Raw genomic sequence first — 17,447 nt, forward strand, 5'->3', positions numbered from 1 at the left:
CCTAGCGCCGTCGCCCGACACCACCTTCGAGGTGGCGTGCCGGCGGCGGTCGAGTCGAGCCGAAGCCTCGTGCCCCGTGTGCGTTTTCCCGGGCCAGGACACGGGCAGCTGCACACACGGGTCAGGCCGCCTGCGCTCCTGCCACCGCGCACCCGGACCGTCGGCACGGTCGCAATGTCTCCACCCACCCGCGCGTCCGGAAGATGCCACCCAGGTCCAGCGCGAAGGAGCACGGAGTGACCGCGACATCGGCCCAGTAGCCACGCACCGTGAGTCGTCCACCCTTCGCTGCCTCACGGTCGCGGAGGCCGTCGCGCTGCTGGGCGCTCCAGCCGGCATGGGCGAGACGTCCGTCGATCTCGACAACGACCTGGACCGTGTCGTATTCGTTGTCGCGCCGCCGCAGGCCTCCGGCCCGAGCCTGGCGACGCCCCTCCGGCAGACCGTGGGCGCGCTCGACGTCGTTGATATAGCGACGCTCGGCAGCACTCTCGGCGCCCGCTGCCACGTCGGTGAGGGCCTCAGTCACCAGGACGCGATGGCTCTGGTTCGGCCGACCCGACAACGCGTCCACCAAGGTCTGCTCGCTCGCCAGGCCACGCTGGAGAGCACGAGCCGCGAGCGAAACGAACCGGTCGACACCGGCGCCCATCGAGAGGTCGAGCACCGTGTGTTCGACGGTCGTGCGATGAGGCCACGCGGAGGGATGCATTCGCTCCGATGCCTTGCGGCTGCGCACGACGGTCAGGCCCACCTTCGAGGTGCCACGACGCTGTGCTGGAACCACGACCTCGAGCAGTGCAGGGGGGCTCGGAACCAGGCCCCAGGCGAAGGCTGCGCTCGCCCCGCGTAGCCCTGACGGCGCGCCGACATAGAGCAGGCCGGCCACGGCTCGCATCTCCCAGTCGTCGCGACCCGGCGTCGTCAGGTAGACCCCTGGGTGCACCGTCACCCATCGGCCGGTCTTCACGCGCCAGGCGATCGTGTCGTCGGTGATCCCAGCACCGAGGGCCTGGGGCCGGGAGAAGAGTCCGGCCTGCCCGGCAATCCGGGCCCGTAGGAGACGGTCGAATGGGGCCATAGGCCCATCATGAAACTCCGAGGGCCTGGCAGTTCGGCGCCATCCACAGGATCCTGCACCGGTAAGTCCCGCGTGGGCGGTGACCTGGGCCCCGACCCGGACATCCGCACACGGGAGACAGACGGAGGGCGGCATCCGGTCGAACCGGTCAGGCGTCGTAGTCGAGGCTGACCTCGTCGGTGACCGGGTGGCTCTGGCAGGCGAGCACGATGCCGGCCGCGACCTCCTCCGGCTCGAGCGCGTAGTTGCGGTCCATTGTCACCTCGCCCGAGACGAGCCGGGCCCGGCAGGTGCCGCACACCCCGTTGGTGCACGAGAAGGGCGCGTCAGGCCGCATCCGCAGCGTGGCATCGAGAATCGACTCCTGCTTCGAGGGCATCGGGATCACCGTGGTTCGCCCGTCGAGGTTGACCGTGACGGTCGCCTCGGGCGGCGCCAAGTCGTCGATGACCACCGGGCGTCGCGGCGCCGTGCCGTCGTCGACGTGGAAGATCTCGTGGTGGAGGTGGCGCGGGTCGGCGCCTCGCTCGGTGAGCAGGGCCTCGGCGCCCGTGACCATGCCGAACGGCCCACAGAGATACCACTCGTCGACCTGGTCGACCGGCACGAGCGCCGCGAAGATCGCCTCGAGCCGGTCGCGGTCGAGTCGACCGTGGAACAGCTCGACGTCAGGGGCCTCGCGCGACAGCACATTGATGAGCTGGAAGCGGCCCGGGAAACGGTTCTTGAGGTCTTCGAGCTCTTCGAGGAACATGATCGAGCTGGTGCGGCGGTTGCCGAAGAGCAGCGTCGCGCGCGAGCCCGGCTCCTGCTCGAGGGCCGTGGTCAACAACGAGATCACCGGGGTGATGCCCGAGCCTGCGGCGATGGCGACGTGATGACGGATGCTGTCAGGCTGCGTGGGGCAGGTGAAGGAACCGAGCGGCGTCATCACGTCGGCCACATCACCCGGCTGGACGACGTCGTTGAACCAGTTGGACATCCGGCCACCGGGAACCCGTGCGACCGCCACCCGCCGCGTGTTGCTGCGGCCTTTCGCAGCGACCGACTGGCAGATGGAGTACGACTGGCGCACGTCGTCGCCGTCGATGGTGGCCCGCACGGTGAGGTGCTGCCCCGGCTGGAAGGCGAACTCGCCGGTGAGCTCGTTGGGCACCGCGAAGGTGACGGCCACGGACTCGTCGGTCAGCCGTTCGACCTCGACGACGTTCAACTCGTGGAAGCGGGCGCGATGCCTGGCCGGCGAGTCTGTCTGCCCGTCAAGGGTGTCGGTCATTGGGGCGTCACCATCTCAGATCGCCTTGAACTCGTCGAAGGGCTCGCGGCACGACTCGCACCGGCGCAGGGCCTTGCACGCGGTCGACCCGAAGTGCGCGATCTCGGTGGTGTCGTCGGAGCCGCAGCTCGGGCAGGTGACGACCCGCTTCTGCAGCGACACGGCGACCGGGCCGGTGTGCCCGTGCGTCACGGGACCGGGCGGCGCGATACCGAACCGGCGCAGTGCCTCCTTGCCCTCGTCGCTCATCCAGTCGGTCGTCCACGCCGGCGACAGCCGCGTCAGCACGTCGGCGGCGTATCCCCGGCGGTCGGCCTCGAACACGATGCGCGAGGTGATGGCCTCCATGGCCGGGCAACCCGAGTACGTCGGGGTGATCGTGACGACCACCCGGTGGTCTGCCTCGTCGACCTCTATCGACCGCAGGATGCCGAGGTCGGCGATCGAGATCACCGGCACCTCCGGGTCAGGAATACGCGAGATGGCTTCTACCACAGACAGATCGGTGATCACGGCACTCACCAGGTGGCGCCGGGGTGCGATCGGGCGATGTGCTGCAGCTCAGCCAGCAGGTAGCCCATCGGGCGCGAGTGGATGCCGTCACGCCCACCCCGCGAGCGCCACGCCGGCGGGTCGGGCATGGTCAGGGTGGCCTGCGACACCGTCAGCTCGACGACGTGCTGGACCGCGGGGCGCAATGAGGCCGGCGAGTGCACGCCGACGCTGCCTTCACGGACGGCGGCCACCGAGACCGGGTCGTCGTCGAACAGCTCGTCGACGTAGGGCGCCACCCAGTCGAGCGCCGCCTGCATCCGACGGTGCGACTCGTCGGTGCCGTCGCCGAGACGCACGACCCACTGCTGGGCATGGTCGAGGTGGTATCGCACCTCCTTGACCGCCTTCTGCCCCACGCCCCGCACCACCTCGTCGGTGGCGCCGCTGAGCGAGCGGTGCAGCTCGACCTGGTAGGCCGAGAACCAGAGCAGCCGGGCCATCTCCTGGGCGAAGTCGCCGCGCTCCTGCTCCACCAGATGGACGTTGCGAAACTCCCGCTCGTAGCGAAGCATGGCGAAGTCGTCCTCACCCCGGCCCGTGCCGTCGAGCTCTCCGACGTGAGGGTAGAGGGCTCGAGCCTGCCCCAGCAGGTCGAGCGCGATGTTGCCGAGGGCCATGTCCTCCTCGATCTGGGGGGCGTTGGTCATCCACTCCCCCAACCGTTGGGCGTAGATCAGCGCGTCGTCAGCCAGTCCGAGCAGGTACGTGGCAGAAGCCATTACAGGTACTCCACGTCGTCGGGCACGTCATAGAAGGTGGGATGCCGGTAGATCTTGTCGGCTGCCGGGTCGAAGAAGGAGTCCTTCTCGTCGGGGCTGCTCGCGGTGATGTCGTCGGCGCGCACCACCCAGAGCGACACGCCCTCCTGCCGCCGCGTGTAGACGTCCCGTCCGTTACGCAGGGCCATCTCGGCGTCGGGGGCGTGCAGCGAGCCGACGTGCACGTGCGACAGCCCCCGCTTGCCGCGCACGAACACCTCCCAGAGCGGCCAGCTCCTCTCCGCGGGGGTCGTCGGCGTCGGCGAACCGTCGGAGATGCGGGTCGAGCCTTCGCTCACGCAGCACTCTCCCGCGCCCGGGTCTGCGCCTTGGCGGCGTGGGCGTTCGCTGCCTCGCGCACCCACGCACCGTCGTCGTGGGCCCTACGCCGGTGGGCGATGCGCTCGGCGTTGCACGGACCGTCGCCGCGCAGCACCCGCCAGAACTCGTCCCAGTCGACCTGGCCGAAGTCCCAGTGACCGCGCTCCTCGTTCCAGCGCAGGTCGGGGTCGGGCAGGGTCAGGCCGAGCTTCTGAGCCTGCGGCACCGTCATGTCGACGAACTTCTGACGCAGCTCGTCGTTGGCGAACCGCTTGATGCCCCAGGCCATCGACTGTTCGGTGTGGCTGCCCGATGTCGGTCCGGCGGCCGCGTCACCGGTGTCGGGTGGGCCGAACATGGCCAGTGCGGGCCACCACCAGCGGTTCGCCGCATCCTGGGCCATGGCCTGCTGGCTCTCGGTGCCACGCATCAGGGTCCAGAGGATCTCGAAGCCCTGTCGCTGGTGGAAGCTCTCCTCCTTGCAGACCCGGATCATGGCCCGGGCGTACGGCCCGTAGGAGCACCGACAGAGGGGCACCTGGTTCATGATGGCGGCCCCGTCGACGAGCCAGCCGATGGCGCCGTTGTCGGCCCAGGTCAGGGTGGGGTAGTTGAAGATCGAGGAGTATCGCTGCTTGCCGTCGTGGAGCCGCTCGAGCAGCTCCTGACGGTCGATGCCGAGAGTCTCGGCGGCCGAATAGAGGTAGAGGCCGTGGCCGGCTTCGTCCTGCACCTTGGCGATCAGGATCGCCTTGCGGCGCAACGACGGCGCCCGGGTGATCCAGTTCCCCTCGGGCTGCATGCCGATGATCTCGGAGTGCGCGTGCTGGGCGATCTGACGGATCAGCGTCTGGCGGTACTTCTCGGGCATCGCGTCGCGCGGCTCGATGCGCTGGTCGGCGGCGATGAGCGCGTCGAAGGCGGCGAGGTCGGTCGCCGCCTGCTCACGTCGGCCGGCCGGCGACAGGCTCGCAACCCCGTCGTCGGTGCCCTCGGCCGCCGCCTGTTCGGCGGCGTTGAGGGGCTCGTTCGGGTCGATGACGTCGTTGCCATACATACGTCCAGTATGCGAGATGACCCCGCTTCCGGGCAAAGTGCGGGGCACCACCCCCGGCACGGTGGCTGCCTGACGCGCGCCTGAGAGGATGCCGGGGTGGATACCTCGGCCAGCGCACCCGACCATCAGCACGCCCACGACCACTCGCATGCCCACGACCACCAGCACGCGACGTCTCAGGGCGAGGCAGCCCCCCCGGTGGCCGACGCGAGTGTGCGCATCGCCCGCGTGAGCGACGCACCGGCGGTAGGCCTCGTGCAGGCGGTGGTGTGGCGTGAGGCGTATGCCGCTCACCTCCCCGCCGAGGTCGTCGACCAGTTCGAGCCCCGCGGGTTCACCAACGCGTGGCGCAGCTCGCTGCAGAGCCCGCCCTCGCGCGACCACATCCTGCTCGTGGCCTGCGCCGGAGAGCAGGTCGTCGGCTTCGCCGCAGTGGCGCCCTCGGTCGACCCCGACCTGGCCGACGACGGGGCCGAGCTGCTCGTGCTCGGCGTGCACCCCGAGGCGCGGCGTCAGGGTCATGGGTCTCGCCTGCTCAACGCCGTCGTCGACACGGCGCGCGGCCGCGGGCGCGTATCGCTGGCCGTCTGGATCCTGGCGGACGCCGAAGAGGTGCGTGCCTTCCTTCACTCGGCCGGCCTCGAGAGCGACGGCGCCCAGCGCGAGCGGGTGGTGTCGAACGAGGGTGCCACCGTGTGGGAGGTGCGCCTCGGTGCCTCGGTGACGCAGGAGTGAGTGCAACTCCCGCGGGCTCGAGCCACCGCGGGCCGGCTCGTCTCGATCCGGCCACGCGCCGTCGCGTGCTTCGACAGGGACTGTCGGTCGGCGTCGCCACCGGGGCCTACGGCATCAGCTTCGGCGCCCTCGCCGTGGCTGCGGGCCTCGACGTCTGGCAGGCCTGCGCCCTGTCACTGCTCATGTTCACCGGCGGCTCCCAGTTCGCGTTCGTCGGCATCATCGCCGCCGGCGGCCTCGCCTCCGCCGCCTCGGCCATCGCGGCCGCCTCCATGCTGGGCCTGCGCAATGCTCTCTACGCCCTCGAGCTCACCCCGCTGCTGGGCGTGCGTGGCCCGCGGCGCGTCGCAGCGGCCCATCTGACCATCGACGAGTCGATGGCCGTCGCCGTGACCCAGGACGACGTGCCGGCCTCGCGGTTGGGCTTCTGGGTGACCGGTATCAGCGTCTTCGTGCTCTGGAACCTCACGACGTTCGTCGGCGCGCTGGTCGGCAATGCGATCGGCGACCCTCGCACCTACGGGCTGGACGCTGCTGCGTGCGCCGCCTTCATCGCGTTGCTGTGGCCGCGGCTCCGCAGTCGTGACAGCGTCGCGATCGCTGTCGTAGGCGGTGTCGTGGCCACCCTGCTGACGCCCACCCTGCCTCCCGGCATCCCGGTCGTGGTGGCTGCGGCCGCTGCCCTGCTGGCGTGGCGTGAGCCGCGGGTGAACGGTGACGAGCCGATCGGTGCGAGGTCATGAACCTCTGGGGCGCCATCATCGTCGCGGCCGTCATCGCCTTTGCCACCAAGCTCGCCGGGCATCTCATCCCGGCACACCTGCTCTCGGGACGGAGCACCAGGCGCGTCATGGGCGCCATGCCGGTGGCCCTGCTGGCGGCCCTCGTCGCGACCCAGACGTTCACCGGCCCCTCCGGCACCCTCGTGGTCGATGCTCGGCTGGCGGCGGTGGGCGTGGCGGTACTCGCCCTGCTGCTCCGAGCCCCCTTCATCGTCGTCGTCGTGGCCGGCGCGGCGACAGCCGCCGGGTTGCGCTGGCTCGGGTGGGGGTGAGAATGCGGTGAGCCCACAGGGCTTCTCCGCATCTCGCCGCAGGCACCGGGCCCGACTCAGCTCGTGGCGCGTATCGCCTTGATGTTCGATTCGGCGGCGTTCGGCGTCGCGACGGCCAGCAGAGCCTCGATGGTGCGGACCGGGTGGTCGAGAACGTCGGCGAAGGCGACCTCCGCGGCTCCGATCAGCTGGGCGTCCGAACCGAGCTCGGAACGCACCAGGGTCGCCTGCTCGCGGATCGGGCCGAGGGCCCGCGCAACAGCAGCGTGCAGGGTCGGCTCCATGGTGGGAAAGAGAGACCCGAACGACCCCCCCAGCACGACCGTGTCGGGGTTGAAGATGTTCATCAGCGTCGCGAGCCCCAGCCCGACGATCTCCCCGGTCTTTCGCACGCCCGAGAGCGCCCGACGGCTACCGGTGGCGACGTCGGCGATGACGTCCTCGATGTCAGAGTCGTGGGGGTTGCGGCCGAACGCGCGAATGATGGCCGAGTCACCCGTCTCGGCCTCCCAGCACCCCCTGGCACCACACGCACAGTGGCGACCTTCGGGGCGCACGACGATATGGCCGAGCTCGCCGGCGTAGCCACCTGCGCCCTTGAGCAGCTCACCATCGACGATGACTCCTCCCCCGATGCCGTCCTGACCACGGATGTAGAGCACGTCGCGAGAACCTCGAGCCGCCCCGCGCAGGTACTCGGCGACGGCCCCCAGGTCACCGTCGTTGCCCGCGGCGACGGGGAGCTCATGGCCCAGGGCGGCAGCGAGCATGACAACCAGTGGTGCCTCGTACCATCCGAGCGACGGAGACCGTCGTACCAGACCGTCGGGTTGCCGCACGCTCGCCGGGACCGACACCACGACGCCGAGGCAGAGCGAGCCGGGGGCGGCTTTCGCCCGCATCTCGCGGACGAGCATCGCGAGGTGGTCGACGACCCCAGCCACGTCCTGGACCGGCCCCTGATGCAGCCGACGACGCACCTGAAGCAGGTAGCCGCCGAGACCGACGCGAGCAGCAGCCACCTCGCCCGCTGTGATGTCGAAGGCGAGCACGTACACCGACTGGCTCACCGGCTCGACGACGTTGGAGGGTCGGCCTTTGCCGACGACCTCACCGCGACGTTCGCGGATCAGCCCGAGACGCACCAGCTCGGCCGTGAGGGCACCCACGGTGCTCCGGTTGAGCCCCGTGGCCGCCACGATCTCCGATCGGGTCTTGGCCCCACCGAAGTGCACCAGCCGCAGCACCGTCGAGACGTTGGCCCGACGAACCTCGTCCTGACCGGACGTCTCGGCTCGGCGTTTCGCGTCGTCTGTTCCGAGTCGCATCTCATCCCACCGTCCCGACCACCGAGCTTCCCCTGCCGGTCACCCCCGTCACCACGCGCCCGGGGGGCGCCGACGCGGCATCCGAGTCAACCTACAGCGGTTACCTCGCGCCGCGCAGACGGCCACGAGAGAGCGCGTCCACACCGGCGGCGAGCACCAGTACGGCTCCGGTGACGACATACTTCACGCCGGCCGAGTAGCCGAGCAGGCCCATCCCGTTGTCGATGACGGCGATGACAGCGGCCCCGATGAGGGCGTCGACGACACGACCCTTGCCGCCGAACAGGGAGGTTCCCCCGATGACGGCGGCGCCGACGGCGTAGAGCAGCACGTTGGAGCCGCCGGCGTTCGGGTCGACCGAGGTGGCCCTCGAGGCACCGAAGATCCCTGCGAACGCGGCCAGCGTCGAGCAGATGACGAAGCAGGTGACCCGCACCCGGGCCACGTTGATGCCGGCTCGTCGAGTCGCCTCCGCGTTGCCGCCGACCGCGTAGACGTGGCGACCGAACGCCGTTCCGTCGAGCAGGAACGTCAGACCGAGAGCCAGCACGACGATGATGGGGATGACGATGGGGATCCCGGAGATCGACGTGCGGCTCGGGTTGAGGCTGCGCTCCTGGTTGAGCACGAAGGTCAGTGCGAGCACGAGCAGAACGACAGCACCGAGCCGGATGGCGAGGGAGGCCAGGGGCAGCACGAGCAGCCCGTTGCTGCGTCGCATGCGCCAGCGGCGCAGGCTCAGCCCGACGTAGACCGCCAGCGCGGCGACCGCGATGACCCATCCGAGCCACGGCACGATGTTCTGGTTCTCGATGGCCAGTACGGCCTTGTTGGTGATGGAGATGTTGCCGCCGTTGCCGATGATGAGCAGCACGACGCCCTGGAACGCCAGGAAGGCGGCCAGGGTCGCGATGAAGGAGGGAATGCCGACCTTGGCGACGAGCAGCCCGAGGATCAGCCCGATGCCCACGCCGGTGAGCAGCGCGGCCGGTAGGGCCGCGACCAGCGGCCACTGCTTGTTGGTGAGCGTCACCGCCAGCACGGCTCCGCACACTCCCGACGCGAACCCCGCGGACAGGTCGATCTCACCGAGGAGCAGCACGAACACCAGCCCCATGCCGATCGTCGCGACGACAGCACCTTGCTGGAAGAGGTTGGCAATGTTGAGGAAGGAGGTGAACGTTCCGGGCTTGAGCACCACGAACACGGCCGAGAGGATGAGGAAAGCGAGGATAGCCGGCAGGGTTCCCATGTCGCCGCCGCGAATCTTGCTGAGGTAGCCCTGAACGTTCTCGCCGAACGTGGGTTGTTCGACCGCCCCGGCCAGCGGTGAGGGGCTCGAGGCGGGGGGAAGCGTGGAGGTGCTCATTCGGGCCTGCTCCCGTTCGTGGTGGTCGACGTGGCGGGTCGGTCACGCCGGGGTTGGACGGCTTCGCCGGTGGAGGGGGCCCCGCTCGTGATGAGCTCAATGACCTCGGCCCGGGTGCTGTCAGACGTGCGCACCTGAGCTGCGGTCTGCCCGAGGTAGAGGACGTTGATCGAGTCTGCGACCTCGAAGACGTCGTTCATGTTGTGCGAGATGAGCAGAACCGCGAGGCCGGCGTCGGCCAGGCGGCGCACCAGCTGCAGCACCTGCTCGGTCTGGGCCACCCCGAGCGCCGCGGTCGGCTCGTCGAGGATGACGATCTTCGAGTTCCACAGCACCGCACGCGCGATGGCGACGGTCTGTCGCTGGCCACCCGAGAGGCTCGCCACCTGTTGCCGGATGGAGCGCACGGTTCGCACCGACAGGCTGGCCAGCACATCGGCCGCCTTGGTCTCCATCGCCGTCTCGTTGAGCCGCAGACCCTTCTTCATCTCGCGCCCGAGGAACATGTTGTGCACGATGTCGAGGTTGTCGCAGAGGGCGAGATCCTGGTAGACGACCTCGATCCCGGCCGCACTGGCCTGGCCGGGGCCATGGATGCTGGCGGGGGCCCCGTTGACGAGCACCTTGCCCGAGTCGAACGGGAAGATCCCGGCAATGCACTTGATCATCGTCGACTTGCCGGCACCGTTGTCGCCGACCAGTGCGGTCACCTCACCGGCCCGGACGGTGATGTCGACCCCGCGCAGGGCGTGGACGGCGCCGAAGCTCTTGCGGCCCTCTCGCACCTCGAGCGCGGGAGCCGTCGTTGGTGTGGGTCTCTCGTCCACGGTCTGCGTCATGGTCCACCTCGTTGTCTGGGATCCCGGGATAGGGGGAGGTCGAGACGGGTGGGCCGACGGGTTGAAGCTCGTCGGCCCACCCGGTGGCCTGCGCGCCGAGCGGGGCGCTCAGGCCGGATGCGTCACTTGATGTCGGCCTTGGCACACGCGTCGGCCAGTGCGGCCGTGCAGACCTTTTCCTTGGTCGTGTAGCCGTCGGCGATGACGTCCTTGACGTTGTCGAAGTAGATGGCCTGGGGGTCGAGAAGAACCGAGGGCACCTCCTTCTTCGTCACGGTGTCCATCGAGCTGCCGGTGGCCATGCTCTTGGTGTCCTCCCCCTTGGCCAGCGCGATGGCGAGGGCGGAGGCGGCGTCGGCCTCCTTCTTCACGGCCTTGTACACCGTCATGCACTGGTCGCCGGCGAGAACGTTCTGCAGACCCTGGTCGGTCGCGTCCTGTCCGGTCACCGGAACGGTGCCGTTGGCCTTGTTCTTCTTCAGAATGGCGATCGCCGCGTTGCCGAGGCCGTCGTTCGCCGCGAGCACGCCGTCGATCTTGCCGCCGTTGTCGGTGTACATCTGCTCGAAGATGGTGCCGGCCTGCTGGTTGTCCCAGTCGGGCACGGCCTGGTCGGCGACGACCTTGTAGTCGCCGGAGTCGGTCTTGGCCTTGAGGGCCTTGACCGCCCCCTCCTTGAAGAGGGTGGCGTTGTTGTCGGTCGGCGAGCCGTTGAGGAAGGCGATGTTGGCCTTCGCCTTGTTCTTGTCGGTGAGGCACTTCTGCAGGCCCTCACCCTGCAGCTCGCCGACCTTGACGTTGTCGAACGACACGTAGAAGTCGGCGCCGCCGCCGAGCGTGAGGCGGTCGTAGTCGATGGTCGCGATGCCCTGCGCCTTGGCCTTGTCGAGCACTGCCTTGCCGGAGCCGGAGTCGAGGTTGACGATCACGAGAACGTTCACCCCGCTCGTGATCATCTGGTCGGCGATCGTCTGGAACTGGGTCTTGTCGCCCTGGGCGTTCTGGATGTCGGCGTCGACCCCGGCGGCCTTGAACGCGTCGGTCAGGTACTTCAGGTCGGCCGTCGCCCACCGCGCCGACGACTTCGTGTCAGGGAGGATGACCCCGACCTTCGGGGTGGCGCCTTTGCCGGTCCCCACTGCCGTGACGTTGTTGCCCGGCGTACCGCTATCCGAGGATGAGCAGCCGGCCAAGGCCAGGCCGGAGGCCATGACGGCCGCCGTCACCAAGAACATGCTTCGTCGCATCTGTATCCCTCTCTGACGACGCCCCTCGCGTGAACCCGGAACTGAGCACGGAGTCGGACGATGATTTGCTTATGTTGCGGGCCACAACATATGAACCCCTGGCCGACAGCACAACGGATAGCCGTCTCGATCGGCCCTATCGTGACTCAATCGTGATGGCTGACATGGTTGAAGACCCCCCATGCCGGATCTTCCGGGCGGAGCGCCGTCTGCAGGATCAGTTCTCATCGGGGAGCATGTTGCTCCCGCCAACAAACTCGTCCGCGGCGTGGTCGCGGGTGAAGAGCAGTGGCGGCCAGCCGTCTGTGGACATGGGTCAGCGGGCCGAGCGGCACGAGCAACATCGAGCTCGAAAGGCCGGCCGGCCCGCTGACGAGGTGGTGGTGGTAGGTGGAAGCGGAGGTGCAAGTGGTGCAAGCGGCTCTCAGGCGGCGTGGGCGCAGTTCTCGCAGGTGCAGTCCTCACAGGCGCACGAGTTGCACGTGCACCTCTCGGGGCAGTTGTCGCACGTGCACGACGTCTCGGCGTCTCCCCCGGCGGGCATGATCGGCATGGCAGCACTCATGGCATCTCCTTTGATGATCCTCGGCCGCGAGCTGGTGTCGCGGCAGTACCGATGTACCTACCCAGCCGCGCTGCTTCTCAGGCGATCCCGAGGTAGTGCTCGAGCCCGACGGTCACACCGGGATGATCGGCCACGGCCCGGACCGCGGCGATGACCCCGGGCATGAACGAGGCCCGCTCGAACGAGTCGTGTCGAATTGTGAGCAGCTCTCCGGTGTTGCCGAGCAGCACCTGCTGGTGGGCCGTCAGCCCTCGCAGCCGCACGGAGTGCACCGGGATGCCGCTCACCCGGGCGCCGCGGGCACCCCCGGGATCGTCGGTCGTCGCGTCGGGCGACGGCGCGGCGCCGGCCGCAGACCGGGACCCGGCGATCATCGCCGCGGTACGAGCCGCAGTGCCCGACGGCGCGTCGACCTTGGCCGGGTGGTGCATCTCGATGATCTCGACGGACTCGAAGAACGGGGCGGCCCGCGCCGCGAACGACATCATGAGCAGTGCCCCGATGGCGAAGTTGGGGGCCACCAGCACCCCGACGCCGGCCCCGCTCGTGGCCGGCGGGGCGCCGGCCACCTGTTCACGCAGGGCGTCAAGTCGCACGTCGTCCCACCCGGTCGTGCCCACCACGACGTGAACGCCGCGTTGGACGCAGTGAGCGACGTTGCCGGGCGAGGCGGCGGGAACCGTCAGCTCGACAGCGACGTCGGCGCCGCCCAGCTCGCCGAGGTCATCCTCGGAGCCGTAGGCGCCCACGAGACGCAGACCAGCAGCGGCCTCGACCGCTTTGACCGCCTCGAGACCCATCCGGCCGTCGCGGCCGATCACCGCAACCTTGATCACGTTGGTAGGGCTGCTCGTCGGCCGGGTCGTCGCGTCGCTCTGGCTCACGGCGCCAGCGTAGTCAGGCGCGACCCTGCGTCTGCAGAGACCACGCCGCGTCGAGGGCGCCACGGACCGCGGCCGAAGACGCACTCCCCAGCTCGACCACCACCATCATGTGGGCCTCGAACCGGGGCGCCACCGTGAACGTCTCGGGGTGTTCGGCGATCAGGGCCTCCCGCTCGGTGAAGCCGCTGCGGATGACCAGAGCGTCGTCATCGAGCTGCCGGGCCACCAGGCGACCCCTCACGGTCCATCGCAACAGCCCACCCTGCTCACGCTGGTGAACACCCTCGAGAGCCGACAGGTGCTCGGTGACCTGATCGAGCTTCATCATGGCCAGCACCCTAGCGATCCCGCAGTCCTCCCCGCAGCCCGCTCCCACCGGACTGTCAGGCTGGTCGCAGACGATGCTGTGGTGCGTGACTTCACCCCGCTATCACTCCTGACGGCCTGGACGGCGTCGCCCAGCGGCATCCTCGCCGTCGCCGTGGTGACCGGGGTCTACGCCCGCTGGGTGCTGCTCGCGCGGGCCGGCGGCATCCGGTGGTCGGGCTGGCGGGTGGGCCTCTACGCCGGCCTCGGCGTGGGCACCCTCGCCTACTCACTGTGCGGCCCATTGGCGGTCTACCGCGACCACATCTTCTGGGTCGGCGCCCTTCAGGTCGGGATGCTCGCCTCGCTGACCCCGGTTGGTCTCGCTCTGGGCGACCCCGTGAGACTGCTGCGTCGGCTGCACCCCGACGGCCGGCACTGGGTGCTTCGTCTGCTGGCGGGGTCGGTGCCGCGGGTGCTGATGTTCCCGGCCGTCGGTACCGCCCTCGCCGTCGGCATCATCATCGCGGTCTTCTTCACCCCGTGGTTCCAGGCCAGCACGCAGTCGAGCCCGGCGCGCTGGCTGCTCGACGTCGTGCTGCTCACCTCGGGACTGCTCTTCGTGCTGCCCCTCATGGTCGATGAGCTGCTGCCCGCGTGGGCCACGCCGGGCGTGCGCACCCTGTTGGCTTTCATCGACGGGCTGGCCGACGCCATTCCCGGCATCCTCGTGATGACGTCGTCGGCTCTGCTGACGCCCCACTTCCCCGGCTGGACCGGCATCTCGGTGAGCGGGCTGGACCCGGCCTTCGACCAGCGTCTCGGCGGTGGGGCACTGCTCGTGGTCGCCGAGTCGGTCGGGTTGCCGGTGATCGGGGCAGTCTTCATGGAGTGGGTTCGCAGTGATGCGCTGGAGGCTGAAGCGTTCGACGCAGCCCAGGACGCCGCCAGCGTCGCTGCGATCGCACCCGCTGACGAAGCGTCAGAACCGTCTGGCGCCTCTGCCGCTCCGGCGGAGCCGGGGCTGTGGTGGACCTCCGACCCACGCTTCGCCCGCCGTCAACCCGGCGGCGACTGACGTCTCAGGTCGCGACTGTTGTGACCTTGGCCCCTACCGGTGAGGGCGGGATGGCGAGATGGTGGGAGGGCTGACGCTCGCGACGTTCGCGAGAGCACCGGCAGCACCGGCAGCACCGACTGCACCGCGAAGGAGCCCACCATGCAGATCGACGTCCACACCGACGAGACGCTAGCCCGCCGCGAGGCGCTGAGCTCGCGGGTTGAGAAGCGCTTCGCCGCCGCGTTGGCGCCCTACGCCCAGCGTCTGGGCGAGGTGGAGGTCCATCTGGCCGATGAGTGTGCCGACCGAGCGACCGGCAACGACATGTCCTGCCTCGTTCAGGTCTCCCTCGACGGACAGCCCCCGGTGTCCGCCGCCGGCCACGCGAGCACCATCGAGGAAGCGGTGGGCGGCGCCGCCCACCAGCTCGACCGGTTGCTCGCGAGCCGTATCGGGCGGGGCCCGCGGGGATCGATCCGGCGGCGAGCCCTGACCAGCTGACCAGCTGACCAGCTGACCAGCTGACCAGGGGACCAGGTGACCAGCTGACCGGTTCGGCCGCCTCGCCCGGTGAGCCACCCAGACGGTGACCACGAACGGCCCGCCACCTCGATGAGGTGACGGGCCGTTCGGTTCGATCCGGAACGGATCAGGCGTTGGCCGGCTCCGGGGCGGAGGAGTCCTCCGACTCGCCGCCCTCGACCACCGCACCGAGGCTGAGCTTGCCGCGGGGGTCGATCTCCTTGAGCTCGACCTGGATCTTCTGGCCGATCTTGACGACGTCGTCGACGTTCTCGACCCGCTTGCCACCCGAGAGCTTGCGCAGCTCGGAGATGTGCAGCAGGCCGTCCTTGCCCGGAAGCAGGGAGATGAACGCACCGAAGGTCGTCGTCTTCACGACGGTGCCGAGGAAGCGCTCGCCGACCTCGGGCATCTGCGGGTTGGCGATCGCGTTGACCGCAGCCCGAGCCGCTTCGGCCGAGGGGCCGTCGACGGCACCGATGTAGACCGTGCCGTCGTCCTCGATGGAGATGTCGGCGCCCGTGTCGTCCTGGATCTGGTTGATCATCTTGCCCTTCGGGCCGATGACCTCACCGATCTTGTCGACGGGGACCTTCACCGTGATGATCCGCGGCGCGAACTCGCTCATCTCGTCGGGCACGTCGATGGCCTCGGCCATGACGTCGAGGATGTGCAGCCGCGCGTCGCGGGCCTGGGTCAGCGCGCCGGCGAGCACCGACGCGGGGATGCCGTCGAGCTTGGTGTCGAGCTGGATGGCCGTGACGAACTCGCGGGTACCGGCGACCTTGAAGTCCATGTCGCCGAAGGCGTCCTCGGCCCCGAGGATGTCGGTGAGCGCCGCGTACTGCATCTCACCGTCGACCGTGTCGGACACCAGGCCCATGGCGATACCCGCAACCGGGGCGCGCAGCGGCACACCGGCGTTGAGCAGGCTGAGCGTCGAGGCGCAGACCGAGCCCATCGACGTGGAGCCGTTCGAGCTGAGCGCCTCCGACACCTGACGGATCGCGTACGGGAACTCCTCACGCGTCGGCAGCACCGGCATCAGGGCCCGCTCGGCGAGCGCACCGTGACCGATCTCGCGGCGCTTCGGCGAGCCCACGCGGCCGGTCTCACCGGTGCTGTAGGGCGGGAAGTTGTAGTTGTGCATGTAGCGCTTGCGCGTCACCGGCGACAACGTGTCGAGCTGCTGCTCCATCTTGAGCATGTTCAGCGTGGTGACGCCCATGATCTGGGTCTCGCCACGCTCGAAGATCGCCGAACCGTGAACGCGGGCCAGCACCTCGACCTCAGCGCCCAGGGCGCGGATGTCGGCCAGACCGCGACCGTCGATGCGCACCTTGTCGCGCAGGATGCGCTGACGGATGAGCTTCTTCTGCACGGCGCGGAACGCGGCGGAGATCTCCTTGTCGCGGCCCTCGAACGAACCGGCGAGCGACTCCTTGACGGAAGCCTTGATCTCGTCGAGCTTGTTCTCACGCTCGGTCTTGCCGGCGATCGTCAGGGCGGCGGCCGTCTGGTCAGACACGGCGCCCTCGACAGCGGCGTAGGCGTCGTCCTCGTAGTCGAGGAAGATCGGGAAGTCCTGCACCGGCTTGGCGGCCTTGGCCGCCAGCTCGGACTGGGCGTCGCAGAGCACCTTGATGAATTTCTTGGAGGCCTCGAGGCCCTGCGCCACGACCTCTTCGGTCGGCGCCTGCTTGCCGAGGGTGGTGACGAGGTCCCACGTGGCGTCGGTCGACTCGGCTTCGACCATCATGATGGCGACGTCTTCAGAGCCGTCGCTGTTCTTCACGACCCGGCCGGCGACGACCATGTCGAAGACCGACTTCTCGATATCGGAGAAGTTGGGGAAGGCGACCCACTGGCCGTCGATGAGCGAGACGCGCACCGCGCCGATCGGGCCCGAGAACGGCAGGCCGGAGATCTGGGTCGAGACGCTCGCCGCGTTGATCGCGAGCACGTCGTACTGGTGGTCGGGGTTCAGCGAGAACACCGAGATGACGACCTGTACCTCGTTGCGCAGACCCTTCTTGAAGGTCGGTCGCAGCGGCCGGTCGATGAGACGGCAGGTGAGGATGGCATCGGTGCTGGGCCGGCCCTCGCGGCGGAAGAAGCTGCCGGGGATCTTGCCGATGGCGTACATGCGCTCTTCGACGTCGACCGTCAGCGGGAAGAAGTCGAAGTGGTCCTTCGGCGACTTGCCGGCAGACGTGGTGGACAACAACATCGTGTCGTCGTCGAGGTAAGCCGCGACAGCGCCGCCGGCCTGCTTGGCCAGGCGGCCGGTCTCGAACCGAACCGTGCGGGTGCCGAAGGAGCCATTGTCGATGACGGCTTCGGCGAACGTGATGTCTGGACCCTCCATGTGGGCCCTCGCTTTCTTTTTCTCAAGTTCCCGCGCACATCGTCGTTGTGTGCGTGGTGTCTTCTGCGGAGCCATCAGGCCCCGCGGCGCGGCCACCGGGTCTACCGGAAGGGCACGCACCT

At 69.1% G+C, this 17,447-nt stretch carries 19 protein-coding genes; 5 read left to right on the forward strand and 14 right to left on the reverse strand.

Annotation, left to right across the window (positions count from 1 at the left end):
• Positions 1-121 precede the first annotated feature (121 nt).
• From BA895_RS09770 to paaA, 6 genes are all read right to left on the reverse strand, one after another.
• A complete protein-coding gene (locus BA895_RS09770) occupies positions 122-1,081 on the reverse strand; it encodes a type IV toxin-antitoxin system AbiEi family antitoxin domain-containing protein (protein ID WP_070191694.1) in 960 nt (319 codons plus the stop codon).
• Between the two features lie 148 nt (positions 1,082-1,229).
• Positions 1,230-2,357, reverse strand: coding sequence for a 1,2-phenylacetyl-CoA epoxidase subunit PaaE (gene paaE, locus BA895_RS09775; protein WP_070191695.1), 1,128 nt, complete (start codon positions 2,355-2,357; stop codon positions 1,230-1,232).
• A gap of 15 nt (positions 2,358-2,372) precedes the next feature.
• Positions 2,373-2,870 carry a 1,2-phenylacetyl-CoA epoxidase subunit PaaD gene (paaD, locus tag BA895_RS09780; RefSeq protein ID WP_371327704.1) on the reverse strand — a complete coding sequence of 166 codons (498 nt, stop codon included), beginning with the start codon at positions 2,868-2,870 and terminating at the stop codon, positions 2,373-2,375.
• A 5-nt stretch (positions 2,871-2,875) separates the two neighbouring features.
• The gene (gene paaC, locus BA895_RS09785; RefSeq protein WP_070191697.1) at positions 2,876-3,631 is read right to left on the reverse strand and encodes a 1,2-phenylacetyl-CoA epoxidase subunit PaaC; all 756 of its coding nucleotides are present in this window, start codon (positions 3,629-3,631) and stop codon (positions 2,876-2,878) included.
• Complete coding sequence (paaB, locus tag BA895_RS09790) at positions 3,631-3,948, reverse strand: 1,2-phenylacetyl-CoA epoxidase subunit PaaB (RefSeq protein ID WP_070191988.1); 318 nt, start codon at positions 3,946-3,948, stop codon at positions 3,631-3,633. Before paaB ends, paaC begins: the two co-directional genes overlap by 1 nt.
• Positions 3,949-3,965: 17 nt before the next feature.
• A complete protein-coding gene (gene paaA / locus BA895_RS09795) occupies positions 3,966-5,048 on the reverse strand; it encodes a 1,2-phenylacetyl-CoA epoxidase subunit PaaA (RefSeq protein ID WP_083283175.1) in 1,083 nt (360 codons plus the stop codon).
• A 96-nt stretch (positions 5,049-5,144) separates the two neighbouring features.
• Between paaA and BA895_RS09800 the strand changes: the two genes are divergently transcribed.
• From BA895_RS09800 to BA895_RS09810, 3 genes are all read left to right on the forward strand, one after another.
• On the forward strand, positions 5,145-5,783 hold the full coding sequence (locus tag BA895_RS09800) for a GNAT family N-acetyltransferase (RefSeq protein WP_083283176.1): 639 nt from the start codon (positions 5,145-5,147) through the stop codon (positions 5,781-5,783).
• A gap of 65 nt (positions 5,784-5,848) precedes the next feature.
• Positions 5,849-6,526: an AzlC family ABC transporter permease gene (locus tag BA895_RS09805; RefSeq protein WP_254666406.1), complete on the forward strand. Its 678-nt coding sequence runs from the start codon at positions 5,849-5,851 to the stop codon at positions 6,524-6,526.
• Entirely contained in the window at positions 6,523-6,837 is a 315-nt protein-coding gene (locus tag BA895_RS09810; protein ID WP_070191699.1) for an AzlD domain-containing protein, read from the forward strand. The genes BA895_RS09805 and BA895_RS09810 overlap by 4 nt, the downstream gene beginning before the upstream one ends.
• Before the next feature lie 56 nt (positions 6,838-6,893).
• Here the strand turns inward: BA895_RS09810 and BA895_RS09815 are convergent, their stop codons facing one another.
• The 7 genes from BA895_RS09815 to BA895_RS23905 all read right to left on the reverse strand — a co-directional run bounded on the left by BA895_RS09815 (position 6,894) and on the right by BA895_RS23905 (position 13,397).
• Positions 6,894-8,165, reverse strand: coding sequence for an ROK family protein (locus BA895_RS09815; protein ID WP_070191700.1), 1,272 nt, complete (start codon positions 8,163-8,165; stop codon positions 6,894-6,896).
• 100 nt (positions 8,166-8,265) lie between these two features.
• Positions 8,266-9,534 (reverse strand): sugar ABC transporter permease, encoded by a 1,269-nt coding sequence (locus BA895_RS09820; RefSeq protein WP_070191701.1) that lies wholly within the window; start codon positions 9,532-9,534, stop codon positions 8,266-8,268.
• Positions 9,531-10,373 (reverse strand): ATP-binding cassette domain-containing protein, encoded by an 843-nt coding sequence (locus BA895_RS09825; RefSeq protein WP_070191702.1) that lies wholly within the window; start codon positions 10,371-10,373, stop codon positions 9,531-9,533. Before BA895_RS09825 ends, BA895_RS09820 begins: the two co-directional genes overlap by 4 nt.
• Positions 10,374-10,495: 122 nt before the next feature.
• A complete protein-coding gene (locus tag BA895_RS09830; protein ID WP_217493872.1) occupies positions 10,496-11,608 on the reverse strand; it encodes a sugar ABC transporter substrate-binding protein in 1,113 nt (370 codons plus the stop codon).
• A gap of 436 nt (positions 11,609-12,044) precedes the next feature.
• A complete protein-coding gene (locus tag BA895_RS23900) occupies positions 12,045-12,185 on the reverse strand; it encodes a hypothetical protein (RefSeq protein WP_175442288.1) in 141 nt (46 codons plus the stop codon).
• A gap of 77 nt (positions 12,186-12,262) precedes the next feature.
• Positions 12,263-13,069 carry a 4-hydroxy-tetrahydrodipicolinate reductase gene (gene dapB, locus BA895_RS09835; RefSeq protein ID WP_083283177.1) on the reverse strand — a complete coding sequence of 269 codons (807 nt, stop codon included), beginning with the start codon at positions 13,067-13,069 and terminating at the stop codon, positions 12,263-12,265.
• A 13-nt stretch (positions 13,070-13,082) separates the two neighbouring features.
• Complete coding sequence (locus tag BA895_RS23905) at positions 13,083-13,397, reverse strand: hypothetical protein (protein ID WP_175442289.1); 315 nt, start codon at positions 13,395-13,397, stop codon at positions 13,083-13,085.
• Positions 13,398-13,478: 81 nt separating this feature from the next.
• On the opposite strand from BA895_RS23905, the gene BA895_RS09845 reads away from it, so the two are divergent.
• Together BA895_RS09845 and BA895_RS09850 are read left to right on the forward strand one after the other, a co-directional pair.
• Positions 13,479-14,453 carry a cytochrome c oxidase assembly protein gene (locus BA895_RS09845; RefSeq protein ID WP_175442290.1) on the forward strand — a complete coding sequence of 325 codons (975 nt, stop codon included), beginning with the start codon at positions 13,479-13,481 and terminating at the stop codon, positions 14,451-14,453.
• Between the two features lie 141 nt (positions 14,454-14,594).
• On the forward strand, positions 14,595-14,936 hold the full coding sequence (locus tag BA895_RS09850) for an HPF/RaiA family ribosome-associated protein (protein ID WP_070191992.1): 342 nt from the start codon (positions 14,595-14,597) through the stop codon (positions 14,934-14,936).
• 148 nt (positions 14,937-15,084) lie between these two features.
• Here the strand turns inward: BA895_RS09850 and BA895_RS09855 are convergent, their stop codons facing one another.
• Positions 15,085-17,325, reverse strand: coding sequence for a polyribonucleotide nucleotidyltransferase (locus tag BA895_RS09855; protein WP_070191705.1), 2,241 nt, complete (start codon positions 17,323-17,325; stop codon positions 15,085-15,087).
• Between the last annotated feature and the right edge of the window lie 122 nt (positions 17,326-17,447).

Origin of the sequence: Humibacillus sp. DSM 29435 (assembly GCF_001758225.1) — a bacterium.
Lineage (GTDB): Bacteria > Actinomycetota > Actinomycetes > Actinomycetales > Dermatophilaceae > DSM-29435.

Bases quoted from the DNA above. Each gene is read 5' to 3' on its own strand.
- BA895_RS09850 (WP_070191992.1), top strand. From the start codon at position 14,595: ATGCAGATCGACGTCCACACCGACGAGACGCTAGCCCGCCGCGAGGCG.
- BA895_RS23900 (WP_175442288.1), bottom strand. From the start codon at position 12,185: ATGAGTGCTGCCATGCCGATCATGCCCGCCGGGGGAGACGCCGAGACG.
- BA895_RS09820 (WP_070191701.1), bottom strand. From the start codon at position 9,534: ATGAGCACCTCCACGCTTCCCCCCGCCTCGAGCCCCTCACCGCTGGCC.
- BA895_RS09825 (WP_070191702.1), bottom strand. From the start codon at position 10,373: ATGACGCAGACCGTGGACGAGAGACCCACACCAACGACGGCTCCCGCG.
- BA895_RS09815 (WP_070191700.1), bottom strand. From the start codon at position 8,165: ATGCGACTCGGAACAGACGACGCGAAACGCCGAGCCGAGACGTCCGGT.
- BA895_RS23905 (WP_175442289.1), bottom strand. From the start codon at position 13,397: ATGATGAAGCTCGATCAGGTCACCGAGCACCTGTCGGCTCTCGAGGGT.
- paaE (WP_070191695.1), bottom strand. From the start codon at position 2,357: ATGACCGACACCCTTGACGGGCAGACAGACTCGCCGGCCAGGCATCGC.
- BA895_RS09770 (WP_070191694.1), bottom strand. From the start codon at position 1,081: ATGGCCCCATTCGACCGTCTCCTACGGGCCCGGATTGCCGGGCAGGCC.
- BA895_RS09855 (WP_070191705.1), bottom strand. From the start codon at position 17,325: ATGGAGGGTCCAGACATCACGTTCGCCGAAGCCGTCATCGACAATGGC.
- paaC (WP_070191697.1), bottom strand. From the start codon at position 3,631: ATGGCTTCTGCCACGTACCTGCTCGGACTGGCTGACGACGCGCTGATC.
- paaA (WP_083283175.1), bottom strand. From the start codon at position 5,048: ATGTATGGCAACGACGTCATCGACCCGAACGAGCCCCTCAACGCCGCC.
- BA895_RS09830 (WP_217493872.1), bottom strand. From the start codon at position 11,608: ATGTTCTTGGTGACGGCGGCCGTCATGGCCTCCGGCCTGGCCTTGGCC.
- BA895_RS09810 (WP_070191699.1), top strand. From the start codon at position 6,523: ATGAACCTCTGGGGCGCCATCATCGTCGCGGCCGTCATCGCCTTTGCC.